We start from the raw sequence: 13,168 nt of genomic DNA, 5'->3' as shown, positions 1-13,168 counted from the left end.
GTCGCAAATCCTGTGATCACGCCAGATACTACCGCTTGCGGATGAAGCCGACGATGTCCTTGGCGGCTTTCATGGTTTCGGCGGCGATCGCCTCGGCGCGCTCGGCGCCGTCGATCAGGATCGAATCGACATGGTCAGGGTTGGCGACCAGCCGTTTCATTTCCGAGGCGATCGGCGCGAGTTTGGTGACGCAAAGTTCCACCAGCGCGTTCTTGAAGTTGGAGAACTGCCCGCCGCCGAACTCGGCCAGCACCTGGGCTTTGCTGAGGCCGGACAGCCCCGCATAGATGCCGACGAGATTGTCGGCCTCCGGCCGGCCTTCCAGCCCCTTTTCCTCCGATGGCAACGGTTCCGGATCGGTCTTGGCCTTGCGGATCTTCGCCGCGATGGTCTCGGCGTCGTCGGTCAGGTTGATCCGCGAATTGTCCGATGAGTCCGACTTCGACATTTTCTTGGTGCCGTCGCGCAGGCTCATCACCCGCGTCGCGGGCCCGGTGATCACGGGCTCGGGCAGCGGAAAGAACAATCCGTCGCCAAAGCCATGGCCGCGGATCGAGTCGCCGAAGTCGTTGTTGAACTTCTGCGCGATGTCGCGGGAGAGTTCGAGGTGCTGCTTCTGGTCCTCGCCGACCGGCACGTGGGTGGCGCGATAGACCAGAATGTCGGCGGCCATCAGCACCGGATAATCGTAAAGCCCGACCGAGGCCGCCTCGCGATCCTTGCCGGCCTTGTCCTTGAACTGCGTCATGCGGTTGAGCCAGCCCATCCGCGCCACGCAATTGAAGATCCACGCCAGTTCGGCATGACCGGTGACCTGGCTCTGGTTGAATACGATATGCTTTTTCGGATCGATGCCGGACGCAATAAAGGCCGCGGTCACCTCGCGGGTGCAGCGCGTCAGTTCGGCCGGGCCGCCCCAGACGTCGACCCCTTGCGTGATCGCGTGCATGTCGACGACGCAATAGATGCAGTTATGCGTTTCCTGCAGCTTCACGAAGTTGACGAACGCGCCGAGGTAATTGCCGAGATGCAGATTGCCCGTCGGCTGGACGCCTGAAAAAACCCGTTCAACCATGGCCATGGTAATGCTTCCTGCGAATTGTCGGTTTGGCGCGCTCGTTTGCCATTTAAGGCTTAGTCGCGCAAGTCGGCGGGCTTGGTTTGCCGGATCGCGTTAACCGTCTCGCGCCATCCGGTGATGCCGAAAAGCCGCAAAAACAGGCCGTAAGTCGCAATACCCCCGACAATCACGAGGAGCAGGATGATCGCCTGCACCAGGCCGTGGGCATCCGGCGCTAAGGCCGGCATGAACCGCGTCGCCAGCCACAAGGCGGCGCCCATCGCCAGCGCGGCGGCAAGGATGCCGGGCAGCCGCCGCCGCGCGGCGGCGTCGATCGAAAATCCAAAGGTTTCGCCGCCCCTGCGGATCAGGCTGAAGGCGGTGCTCCATGCCCCGATCGCGAGACTGGCGGCGATGCCGCTGGCGCCGAACCAGTGGCCGAGCAGGACGGAAAGGAGGATGGCAAACACCACGCCCCAAAGCGTCGCGAGCAGCGGCGTCAGCGTGTCCTCGCGCGCAAAGAACGCCGGCGACAGCGCCTTGACCAGCACATTGGCGGGTAGCCCAAGCGCCAGCCACATCAGCGCGCGCGCCGTCGCGGCGGTGTCATCCGCGGTGAAGGCGCCGTGTTCGAACAGCATGCGCACGACAGGCTCGCTCAGCACGATCAGCCCCAGCATCGCCGGCAGCGCCAGTCCGACCGCAAGTTCGAGGCCGCGCGATTGCGCATGCGCGACCGCGGCCTGATCCTTGCCGCGCAGGGCGCGCGTCATTTCCGGAATCAGCACCGTGCCCATGGCGACGCCAACGATGCCGAGCGGCAGCTCGACCAGGCGGTTGGCGAAATAGAGCCACGACACCGCCGAGGGTGATGACGAGGCGACGATCGCGCCAGCGACCATCAGTAATTGCGGTGTGCTGCTCGCGATCATGCCGGGGATCGCCTTGCCGAGAAAGCCGCGGATTTCCGCATCGAACGAGACCCGCAGCGGCGTTGCGATGTTTCCGCCACGCCGCAGCACCAGAATGGACAATTGCAGCAGGCCGGCGACGCCGACGGTGGCGGCGAGGATCTGTGCGGCAAGTACGGCACCTGGCCGCGACGCCAGCAGCACGGCCATGACCGCGATCAACGCGATATTGAACAGCAGCGGCGAGAACGCGGTGAGCGCAAAACGGCCTTGCGCGTTCAAGAGCGCCATCATCACCGTCACCGGCCCGGCAAAGGCGAGGTAGGGCAGCATCAGGCGGGCATTGTCGACGGCAAGCTGCAGCGTCTGATGGCCGGAAAATCCCGGCGCCAGCGCCATGATCACGAATGGCATCAGCAATCCGAGCAGCAGGGTGGCGACGAAGAGCGCCGCCGTGACGGTGCCGAGCACGCGGCCCGCATAGGCGGCCGCCGCCACCGCGCCACTGGTCTCGCGCACGCGCAGCCACGCCGGCACCAGCGCCGCGTTCAGCCCGCCTTCGGAAAGCAGGCGCCTGATCACATTGACCAGTTGAAAGGCTGCCAGGAACGCATCCGCGACAGCGCCGGCGCCGAGCAGCGCTGCGACCAGCGAATCGCGCGCGAATCCGAGCAGGCGCGAGGCCAGCGTTCCCGTCGATACCGTGAGGAAGGAGCGGATCATCGCGTCTCTATAGCAGCGGTTGGGCGTGCTGGCGCTACCGCCTGCCCTCAATCAGGCTGCGCTTGCCCGCGATGGTCTTGCCTTGTCCTGGGCGATCGAAAGCTTTTCGGGCGGATCGCACGGGTGGTTTCGGCAGGGCTCTTTGCCGCCGCCTGCTGCAGCTCGCGCCGGAATTCATCGCGCTTCTCGTGGATGGAGGCGATCACCGGTCCGATCGCCTGCTCCAGTCCGATCAGCGCCGCTTCCGACAGCTGCAGGCTGGCTTCGATGGTTTCGGGCACGGCGTCGGTAACGCCGATCGCGTAAAGGTGGCGTGCATGGTCGGCATCGCGGGCGCGCGAGACGATGACGATATCCGCCCTCAGCGCGCGTACCTGACGAACGATTTCGTCGATCGCGTCCTTGGCGGCCACCGTTACGATGACGGCCTTTGCCTTCATCACGCCGCAGCTCTTGAGAAATTCCGGGTCTGTCGCGTCGCCGTAATAGACCTCGCGCCCACTCCTGCGCTGGGCCGGGACCGCATCGGCGTCGTTGTCGACGGCGAGATAGGTACAGCTGTGCCGGCCGAGCAGGGAGCAGACGACCTCACCGACCCGGCCGTGCCCGATGACGATGGCGTGTCCGGCGCCTCCACTCGGGGCAACGCTGAGCTCGGGATCCAGCGCCTTGGGCTCGCGAAACTTCGGCGCCAGCCGCCGTGCGACCAGGGCCAGCACCGGAATCAGCGCCATCGTGATCGATGTCACCGCGAGCGTGAAGCTCGACACATTGGCGCTGATCAGGCCGAGCGAGGTGGCAAGGCCGATGCCGACGAACGCGAACTCGCCGCCGGGGCCCAGCAGCAGACCGGTTTCGATCGCCGCATGCCAGGGCAGTCGAAAGGTCCGGGCGAGGCCGGTGAGCAGGACGGCCTTGATGGCGATCAGGCCGATGACGGAGGCAACAAGCCAGAATGGTTCGCGTGCGATTTCGCGCACGTCGATGTTCATGCCGACGGTAAAGAAAAAGAAGCCGAGCAGCAGTCCCTTGAAAGGGCCGATGGTTGTTTCGATGGCCTTGCGGAATTCCGTCTCGGCGAGCAGCAACCCGGCGATGAAGGCGCCCAGCGCCATGGAAAGGCCCGCCATGGCGGCGGCGACGCCGGTGCCGATAATGACGAACAGGGTGGCGGCGACGAACAATTCGCTGGCGCCGGTGGCGGCGACCAGCCGAAACAGCGGCCGCAGCAACAGACGTCCGAGGATGACCATCGCGACAACGGCGACGGTGGCATTGACCAGCGCGAGCGCGAGGCTGGTCACGACCGAACTGCCCGAGCCTTTGCCCAGGATGGAGATGAAGACCAGGACCGGAATGACCGCCAGATCCTGCGCCAGCAGAATGGCGAAGCTGGTTCGGCCTGCCGTGGTGCCAAGCCGGCCCTGGTTGGAAAGCACCTCGATGACGATCGCGGTCGAGGATAACGCAAGGCAGGCGCCGAGGATGATCGATACGGCGGAGGGGTTGCCGAACAGGGCCGCGATGCCGGCGATCACGGCCGTCGTCAGGATGAACTGCAGGCTGCCGAGGCCGAACACCAGGCGGCGCAGCGCCTTCAAACGTTCGTAGGACAGCTCGAGGCCAATGAGAAACAGCAGGAAGACGACGCCGAGTTCGGCGATCCCGGCCACGTTCTTGGCATCCACGACGGTAAGCCAGTACAAGAACGGGAACGCGTGGATCAGCGAGCCCAGTCCGAGCGGGCCGAGCAGCGCGCCCGCGGCCAGAAAGCCGAGCACGGGGCTAAACCCAAAGCGGCGCACCATGGGAACGACAATGCCGGCCGTCCCCAGCAGGACGAGCGCGTCGCTATAGGCATCGATGTTGAACTGCGCGGCCACTCATTGCTCCCTGCGCTGGTCCGATGCGCTCGCCGTACTGGATCAAATGGGGTGTGCATGTGCAAGTCAGGGCTGGGTGAGACAACCGGCGGCAATGGCGCTGGTCCGGCATTGAGTCAGCCCGGCGCTTCAAAGCGGACATCGGCCTGCCGATCTGAAGTTGTATGGGGTTACGACCGCTGGCTGACCTTGTGACGATCGGGCACCGGGCGTCCAACAGCATTTACGTCAGGGGTCTCGGGTTCCATGCAATCCAGCGCGAACTCATTCGATTGCTGTCCGCCGGGGTGAGTGGCGCGCGCGGAAGCAATGGTGATAGCCTCGCGGCGAATGGCAGACGGGTGCAGGATATGAGCGTCGTTGCACGAAATAACGTCCGCGTCCGCGGGACGGGTGAGAAGGCGATGGTCTTCGCCCACGGTTTTGGCTGCGACCAGAACATGTGGCGGTTTGTGGAGCCGGCCTTCGCGGAAGATTTCAAGACCGTGCTGTTCGATCACGTCGGCGCCGGCGGCTCCGACCTCAAGGCCTACGACAAATCGAAATATGCGACGCTTGCGGGCTATGCCGACGACGTCGTCGAGATCGGCCGCGAACTCGGGATGAAGGATGCCGTTTTCGTCGGGCACTCGGTGAGCAGCATGATCGGCGCGCTGGCGGTGCAGAAGGCGCCCGGCATGTTTGGCAAGCTTGTCATGGTCGGACCTTCCGCCCGGTACATGGACGACGACGGTTACGTCGGCGGATTCAGCGAACAGCAGATCGAGGAACTACTGCAGTTTCTTGATTCCAACCACATGGGATGGTCGGCCCAGATGGCGCCGGCGATCATGGGCAATCCGGATCGCCCTGAACTCGGCGAAGAGCTGACCAACAGCTTCTGCCGAACCGATCCCGAAATCGCCAAGGCGTTCGCCCGCGTCACCTTCAAATCGGACAATCGTGCCGACCTGGCCAAGGTCGATATTCCAACGCTGATATTACAATGCAGCGAGGACATCATCGCCGCGAAGGAGGTTGGAGAGTTTGTTCACCGCGGCATTCCGGGCAGCGAATTCATCATACTGGAGGCTACCGGGCATTGCCCCAATTTGAGCGCTCCCGACGAAGTGATCGCCGCCATGAAGACGTTCGTCTGAGTGGCGCGGTGGACAGTCCCCGCATCGATGATTTCGAGGACATGTTCGACAATGCCCCCTGCGGCTATGTCACGCTGCTGACCAACGGCCGTATCGCGCGTGTGAACCGGACGCTGCTTGGCTGGACGGGCCACACATCAGATCAAATGATCGGCAAGCCGCTCTCTGGCTTCCTCAACATGGCGGGCCGCATCTACTACGAAACCCACATCGCGCCGCTGCTCAGGATGCAGGGCTTCTTCGACGGCTTCGCCATCGACATGGTGACAGCAAGCGGCGAGCATCTGCAGATGATTGCGAGCGCCACCGATGGCCGGGATGCCGGCGGAAAGACCCTGTTCACGCGCATTGCCCTGATCAAGGCCGTCGATCGAAGACTATATGAGCGGGGGCTTCTGGAAGCGCGCGACATGGCCGCCACGGGCCTTGCGCGCGAGCGTGAGAATTCCGAATTGCGCGAGCAGTTCATCGCGGTGCTGGGGCATGACCTGCGCAACCCGCTGGCATCGATCAGCGCCGGCGCGCGCATTCTGGGACGGGACGCGACCACGGAAAAGCAGCACCAGATCCTGGCGATGCTGGAGACCACCGTGATGCGGATGGCCGGGCTGATCGACAACGTGCTCGATTTTGCGCGAGGGCGGCTCGGCGGCGGCATTGTCCTGGCCCGCAATGCCAACGCACCCGTGGAACAGATGCTGCATCAGGTGATCGACGAATTGCGGCTGTCGTCGCCGGGGCGCCAGATCGAAGCCGTCTATGCCATCGACGCTCCCGTCAATTGCGATCGAATCCGGATTGGACAGCTGGTTTCCAATCTGGTCGGCAACGCGCTCAGCCACGGCGCGACCAACGAGCCGGTGCGCGTCCGCGCGGTGACGGAGGACGGGCTGTTCAAATTGTCGGTCGCCAACGGCGGCGAGCCGATACCCGAGGCCGCAATGGAGAAGCTGTTTGAGCCGTTCTTCCGCGGCGAGGTTCGCGCCAGCCGGCAGGGCCTTGGCCTCGGCCTGCACATCGCGTCGCAGATCGCAAAGGCGCACGAGGGTTCGCTTAACGTGACATCGACGGCGGAGGAAACCCGCTTCACCTTTGTCATGCCGCTGCGATAGCGCCCTTCGTTGGCGGCCTGACTTCCCGGCGGATACGGCCCTCTTATCGTGCAAAGCGGATATCGGCCGGCCCACCTGAATCTATCGATTCACGCCATTTATGGGTTCACGCCTTGCGCCAGCCGTGATAGGCCCCGCCCTTCATGATGGCTGCAACAGGACGGTGAGATGGCCGACGCAAAATATGACGTTCTCGGGATCGGCAATGCGATTTTCGACGTGCTGGTGCAGACCGACGAGGCCTTTCTCGGCCGCCATGGCATGACCAAGGGCGGCATGGCGCTGATCGACGAGGCGCGTGCCACGGCGATCTACGCCGATATGGGCCCGGCCACCGAAATGTCCGGGGGATCGGCCGCCAACACCATCGTCGGCATCGCCAATCTCGGCGCGCGCGCCGCCTATGTCGGCAAGGTGCGCGACGATCAGATCGGCGGCCTCTACACCCATGACATCCGCGCCGCCGGCGTCGCATTCGAAACCAAAGCGGCAAGCGGCGGCCCCGCAACCGGCTGTTCCTACATCCTGGTGACGCCGGACGGCGAGCGCACCATGAACACCTATCTCGGTGCGGCGCAGGAATTGATGCCCGACGATATCGACGCGGCGCAGATTGCGGCCTCCAGCATCATCTATCTCGAAGGCTATCTCTGGGATCCCAAAAACGCCAAGGAAGCCTTCGTCAAGGCGGCGACCATCGCCCATGGCGCCGGCCGTCAGGTCGCGCTGACCCTGTCGGATTCGTTCTGCGTCGGCCGTTACCGCGACGAATTTCTCGACCTGATGCGCAAGGGCACCGTCGACCTGGTGTTCGCCAACGAGGCCGAACTGCAATCCCTGTACGAAACTTCGGATTTCGATGCCGCGCTAAAACAACTGCGCGCCGACACCAAACTCGGCATCGTCACCCGCAGCGAGAAGGGCTGCGTCGTGGCGTCCAGGGACGGCGTCGTCGCGGTGCCGGCCTTCCCGATCACGAAACTCGTCGACACGACAGGCGCCGGCGATCTGTTCGCCGCCGGTTTCCTGTTCGGCCTCGTCCGCAATGCCGGCCACGAAAATTCCGGCCGCCTCGGCGCCCTCGCGGCGGCTGAGGTGATCCAGCACATCGGCGCAAGGCCGCAGGTTTCGCTGAAGGAATTGGCGCAGAAGAACGGGTTGCCGGTTTAGGCTTTCTAGGAGGCCGTGACCTCTCAGCCCGTCATGCCCGGGCTTGACCCGGGCATCCGCGTCTTGGACGTCTAATCGGCAAACTTGAGCGGGTAGTTCATTCTGCAGCTTCGTATTTGCGAGCCTCCGTCGGCGCTAGGGCTTCGGCCAGCAGCGCCTCGAGCAGGCGGCGGCGAGTGGCGGCGGTGGCGGCGAGGCTCGCCTCCAGCTGGTCGCACAGAGCCATCAGCGTATCGACCTTGGCGACGATACGGTGTTGTTCCGCGAGGGGTGGGAGGGGAATTGGAAACTTTCTCGCATCGGCCAGACTCATATTTGGTTGTGCGGTGATGACCCGCGAACCGAGCATAAAGTCAATCGCCGCTGGCGAGTTGAAGTATTGTAGGAGATACCGAACCAATGGTCCTTCTGAAATTTCGACCAAGCGGACTAGTGCTACTGCTTGGTTGATGTTTGCCTCCAAATCCAAATCATAAACCGCGGTACGCCCAATGGAAGCGCCGACTAAATTCATCAGAATGTCGCCACGCTTCAACATTGATCTTGGTTCGATATCGCGAAAGCGGCTTTCGACATACTTCAGATCATCCAATTTCCTAAGCTGCTGGTTCCCGACATTTTCACTGGTGATGAAGAGAATTCCTTCATCAGCGTTCACGTAGTCGACGCCCTGCCACTTCGGAGATGACCCCTTAGTGATCAGCCGCGAGAGAGAATCAAGGCGCACCCACGACCATTCTTGCGGAAGATCAAATGGCTGATTCTCACTCGTAATCAGATCAACTGCCTTCTCTTTCTTGATCTCACCCGCGTTAAGCAGCCGTAACTTCTCCTTCGCGATTCGCTTCACCAATTCCGCCGCGGGTTCGTCCTCCGCATTCCGCGTCACGAGTTTGCCGCGAACGGCGAGGTTGAGGATGGTTTGGCGGAGTAGCTTTATCTGGTCGGGACGCGCGGTTAGGGCGGGGAGCACGTCGAGGGCGAAGCGGCCGTCTACTTGAAAAGTTTCGCACTCCGGCGCGTTGAGGCGGACGAGGCTCGCCGCCGCTAGTCTGTCGCGCACCGCCTCGCGGGTTGCCCGCGCCGCCTCCAGCTGATCGCACAACGCCATCAACTCATCGATCTTGGCGACGATGCGGTGTTGCTCGGCTAGAGGTGGGAGCGGAACTTGAATTAGTTCCATCTTCTCCTTTGTCATGTGGATCATCGAAATGCCGTGACCAGCCTCTTTGATCTCGCGCGTCTTTTGAAGAAGAAAGTTGTATAGATAGAGCTTGTTGAGGTCGGCTTCGCTATGAAGCGGAAGCTTCCAAATATGATAGTGGTAGATGACCTTCTCACCACTCCAAATGAATGGGCCGAACGAGGCCGACCAAGCAAAAATCAGATCGCCCTTGTCACAATACTTGTCTTCCTCTAGCTGCAGAGTTGAGTAATACCAACGATCCGACGTAAACAGATTGCCCACGCGAAGAACGGGCATGCCGGCACTCAGTAGTTCATGCTGTTTGTAAGCACGGCCATTCAGGACTGTGACGAGGTCTGCCAGCGGTGCTAATGCCCATCCCTTCGGGAGTACAACGGGCTCTGCATCGTCAATGAGGTTTCTCGATTCGCGCTTCGTGCGCTCCTTTCGATCAAGCCGCGCTTTTTCGTTCGCAATCCGCTTCAGCAATTCCGACGCCGGCTCCTCGGTCGAGTCTTGCTGCACGAGCTTGCCGCGCACGGCTAAATTGAGAATGAAGCGGCGCAGGTGGGCAATGGCATCCGGCGCATCGGCGATCTGCTCATAATGCGCCAACAGGCGTTTAGCATTCATCGGGCGAGTGCCTCGGCCAAGATTGCTTTCAACTGATTGCGCAAGCCCGCGGCCTCGGCCTCGGCTTTCGCCAGATCGGCCAGCAGCGTTTCCGGGTCGCCGTGGTCATCAGCCACGCTATGCGGATTCTTGACGTCGAGGTTGTAGCCGCGCGCCCTAATATCCTCTGCGTTCACCCTCCATGCTTGAGGCGTCTGTTTGCGCCCCTTCCGCTCGTTACCACCCCACCAATCGATGCAGTCCTGGAAATACTCCAGCCGGATCGGCTTGGTCATCGAATAGGCTTTCTGGCCTTCTGGCACGCGGTGTTCGTAGAACCAGATGTCTTTTGTCGGTGCGCCCTTCTCGAAGAACAAGAGATTGGTGCCGATAGACGCATAAGGCTTGAACACCGAATTGGGCAGCCGAACAATGGTGTGAAGGTTGCACTCCTCCATCAGGTGTTCCTTGAGCCGCGTCTTGACGCCCTCGCCGAACAGCGTGCCATCGGGCAGCACTACGGCGGCGCGGCCGTCTGCCTTGAGCAGGCGAACTATCAGAGCAAGGAACAGATCGGCCGTCTCCTTGGTTCGGAAGGTCGGGAAATTGTTCTCGATGCCGTCTTCCTCGCGACCTCCGAATGGCGGATTTGTGAGCACAATATCGACGCGCTCATCCTTGCTCCAAGAAATCAGCGGTCGGGCCAGCGTGTTGTCGTGGCGTACGAAGCTCGGATCTTCGACGCCGTGCAGTAGCATGTTGGTGACGCAGAGCATGTGCGGAAGTTGCTTCTTCTCCACCGCTCGCAACGCGCCCTGCATTTTTTCGTGTTGCTTGGGCGTCTTGACGTAGTTCGTCTCCATGTGGCGGATGGCGCAGGTGAGAAAGCCGCCGGTGCCGCAGGCGGGATCAAACAGGGTTTCGCCGGGACGCGGGTCGATGCGGTCGACCATGAAGGCGGTGACGGCGCGCGGCGTGTAATATTCACCCGCATTGCCGGCCGATTGCAGGTCGTTCAGCAATTGTTCGTAGAATTCGCCGAAGTGGCGGCGTTCGTCGAGATTGTTGAAATCGACCTGATTGATTTTGTTGACCACCTGCCGAAGCAACTGGCCGGATTTCATGTAGTTGTAGGCGTCTTCGAACACATCGCGCACGACGCGACGTCGGTCGCCTGGCTTTGTTGAAAGCGGCAACCCCTTGAGCGCGGGGAAAAGTTCATCGTTGATGAAATCAAGTAGTGCTTGGCCGGTGATGCCCTCGGGGTCCGCCGCCCAATTGCGCCATTGCAATTTCTTCGGTAGCGGCGAACGGTAGCCGTCTCTCGTCAGTTCCAGTTCCTGATCCTGATCATCTGATGATCTTCAGGAAGAACATCCAGGTCAACTGGCTGATGCGCTGCGCATCTCCATCGACGCCGACGTCCTGGCGCATGATGTCCTGGATGGATTTGACGGTGGTACGAACGATCATCCTAAACTACTTCCTGATAGAGAGCGCCCTGCAGTTCACGGACGGCCTTTTCAAAGCCCTGCTTGCCACCGAACGCGTTGATGAGCTGAACGACGCTGCCCATGGTGGTGAAGGGTGTTACCCTCAGCACGTTGGTGTCGTCGAGACCAAGAACGCCTTCGTCACTGTATTTTTCGAGCAAGGCGTCAAGCACGGCGCGCGCTTGCGGGCCATATTTGGTGAACACGTCTCGCTTCTTGACGTTATCGGCTCGTTCGCGGATGCCGCATCCGCGCGGCGTGCTCTTCATCGACACAGAAAACGATGGTCTTCTGGAAACGGTCGCCGCTTTCCTTGAGGAACTCCGTAATCTTCCGGGCCGTTAGTTTGGTACGGTCATCCAGCACCAGGGTTCGGTCGAAATCTCTGGCATTGTAGATCCGATCCTCGACCTCCGCGCCGGAACGATCGAGTTGGCCCAGTTGCGGGCGGTAGCCTTCCACGTCGCGATCAATATGAACCTTGATGACTTTGTACGGCGCTAGGAACCCGTCGCTGATCCCGTCCTTGAGCGAATAGGTGAATACCGGCTCGCCGAAATAGTCGGTGTTCGAAATGTACTCAGTTTCTTTCGGTGTGGCGGTAAGGCCGAGCTGCGTGGCGCTGGAAAAATGGGTAAGGATTTCCCGCCATGCCGAGTCCGCAGCCGCGCTACCGCGGTGACACTCATCGATAACAATCAGATCGAAGAACTCCTTCGAGAACTCCTTATAGAGCTTCTGGTGCTCCTCAGGTCCGGTAATGGCTTGGTAAAGTCCAAGATAGACCTCGAATGCGGTATCGATCCGGCGCTTCCTGTCGAGTGCCAGGGTCAAATCGACTTCGGTCCCGTCCTGCCGTTCGATTGTCTTGGCGTTGGTCGAGAGCTTCGCCATTACCGGGCCGAATGGACGAAAGTCGTTCATCATCGTCTGGTCGATGAGCACATTGCGATCGGCGAGAAAAAGGATGCGTTTCTTGCGGCCGGCCTTCCACAGCCGCCAGATTATCTGAAACGCCGTCCGCGTTTTGCCGCTCCCGGTCGCCATCACGATCAAGACGCGATCCTGGCCTTTGGCGATAGCTTCGATTGTCGCGTTGATTGCGTTGACCTGATAGTAGCGTTTTGCCTCTCCGCTGCCGTCGTCGTAGTAATCCTGAAGAACGATCTGTTCGGCCTCGGTGTTGATGCCCCTCCATGCGCAATAGCGCGCCCAGAGATCGGCGGGCGATGGAAAGTCATCAAGGCCGAGGTTCGATTCCTTGATACCACTTGCGCTTGTACGGTCATGGAACAGGAAGCCGTCACCGTTCGACGAGAAGACGAACGGAACATTTAGCGTCGCCGCATAGTCGAGGCCCTGCTGCATGCCGTCGCCGACGCTGTGCTTGTTATCTTTGGCCTCGATCAATGCGATCGGGATGTTCGGCTTGTAATAGAGGACGACGTCAGCCTTCTTCGCTTTTCCGCGCGTCACCAGCTTGCCGCGGACGATGATCTGGCCTTTGGTGAAGTAAACCTCCTCCCGAACCTGCAACATTTCGTCCCAGCCCGCGCGCTTGACGGCAGGCAGGATGAATTTTGTACAGATATCGCGTTCGGTGAGGCCCCGCTTGTTCATTTTCCCCTTGTCGCCCAACGGCTTCTTGTAGTTTTCACTATAGCGACCCAAGCCCACTATGCAACGCGAGCGAAGCGCCGCGCCTCATCAGTTGGTAGTTGCCTAGATTAGGGGCGCCGACTAATTACGATTTCCAGAAATAATCCTTGACGCCACCCCCAAATCACCGATTACATCCTCCGCATCCCGTCCCACTCAGAGCAACTGTGCTGAAGTAAACCGGCGATCGGCCGGCCTCAAGGCTGGCGCGGGGCGCGCC

Annotated in this window: 9 protein-coding genes and 1 pseudogene; 3 read left to right on the top strand and 7 right to left on the bottom strand. The window is 61.2% G+C overall.

What is annotated here, in order from left to right; translation table 11 throughout:
• Nucleotides 1-28: 28 nt before the first annotated feature.
• From trpS to JQ574_RS28215, 3 genes are read right to left on the bottom strand one after another with little or no spacing between them, the layout of a single operon-like run.
• Nucleotides 29-1,081, bottom strand: a complete 1,053-nt coding sequence (trpS, locus tag JQ574_RS28225) for a tryptophan--tRNA ligase (RefSeq protein WP_212293623.1) — start codon at nucleotides 1,079-1,081, stop codon at nucleotides 29-31.
• A 53-nt stretch (nucleotides 1,082-1,134) separates the two neighbouring features.
• Nucleotides 1,135-2,694, bottom strand: a complete 1,560-nt coding sequence (gene murJ, locus JQ574_RS28220; protein WP_212209971.1) for a murein biosynthesis integral membrane protein MurJ — start codon at nucleotides 2,692-2,694, stop codon at nucleotides 1,135-1,137.
• 47 nt (nucleotides 2,695-2,741) lie between these two features.
• On the bottom strand, nucleotides 2,742-4,577 hold the full coding sequence (locus tag JQ574_RS28215) for a cation:proton antiporter (RefSeq protein ID WP_212209969.1): 1,836 nt from the start codon (nucleotides 4,575-4,577) through the stop codon (nucleotides 2,742-2,744).
• Nucleotides 4,578-4,927: 350 nt separating this feature from the next.
• Here JQ574_RS28215 and JQ574_RS28210 point away from each other — a divergent pair, with 350 nt between their 5' ends.
• The 3 genes from JQ574_RS28210 to JQ574_RS28200 all read left to right on the top strand — a co-directional run bounded on the left by JQ574_RS28210 (nucleotide 4,928) and on the right by JQ574_RS28200 (nucleotide 7,998).
• Nucleotides 4,928-5,716 carry an alpha/beta fold hydrolase gene (locus JQ574_RS28210; protein ID WP_212209962.1) on the top strand — a complete coding sequence of 263 codons (789 nt, stop codon included), beginning with the start codon at nucleotides 4,928-4,930 and terminating at the stop codon, nucleotides 5,714-5,716.
• A gap of 41 nt (nucleotides 5,717-5,757) precedes the next feature.
• On the top strand, nucleotides 5,758-6,828 hold the full coding sequence (locus JQ574_RS28205; protein ID WP_212210036.1) for a HAMP domain-containing sensor histidine kinase: 1,071 nt from the start codon (nucleotides 5,758-5,760) through the stop codon (nucleotides 6,826-6,828).
• Between the two features lie 168 nt (nucleotides 6,829-6,996).
• On the top strand, nucleotides 6,997-7,998 hold the full coding sequence (locus tag JQ574_RS28200) for an adenosine kinase (RefSeq protein ID WP_212209961.1): 1,002 nt from the start codon (nucleotides 6,997-6,999) through the stop codon (nucleotides 7,996-7,998).
• 97 nt (nucleotides 7,999-8,095) lie between these two features.
• Here the strand turns inward: JQ574_RS28200 and JQ574_RS28195 are convergent, their stop codons facing one another.
• The 4 genes and pseudogenes from JQ574_RS28195 to hsdR form a co-directional block, all read right to left on the bottom strand.
• Entirely contained in the window at nucleotides 8,096-9,817 is a 1,722-nt protein-coding gene (locus tag JQ574_RS28195) for a restriction endonuclease subunit S (RefSeq protein WP_212209959.1), read from the bottom strand.
• Entirely contained in the window at nucleotides 9,814-11,088 is a 1,275-nt protein-coding gene (locus JQ574_RS28190) for an N-6 DNA methylase (protein WP_249119652.1), read from the bottom strand. The genes JQ574_RS28195 and JQ574_RS28190 overlap by 4 nt, the downstream gene beginning before the upstream one ends.
• 58 nt (nucleotides 11,089-11,146) lie before the next feature.
• Nucleotides 11,147-11,269, bottom strand: coding sequence for a hypothetical protein (locus tag JQ574_RS35580; protein ID WP_283813784.1), 123 nt, complete (start codon nucleotides 11,267-11,269; stop codon nucleotides 11,147-11,149).
• Between the two features lies 1 nt (nucleotide 11,270).
• Nucleotides 11,271-12,909 (bottom strand): annotated as a pseudogene (gene hsdR / locus JQ574_RS28185) (EcoAI/FtnUII family type I restriction enzme subunit R).
• Nucleotides 12,910-13,168: the final 259 nt, after the last annotated feature.

The sequence above is a fragment of the Bradyrhizobium sp. AUGA SZCCT0158 genome (assembly GCF_018130065.1).
Classification (GTDB): domain Bacteria; phylum Pseudomonadota; class Alphaproteobacteria; order Rhizobiales; family Xanthobacteraceae; genus Bradyrhizobium.
The sequence above is the reverse complement of the archived record's forward strand: the minus strand, read 5'-3'. Positions and strand labels throughout refer to the sequence as shown.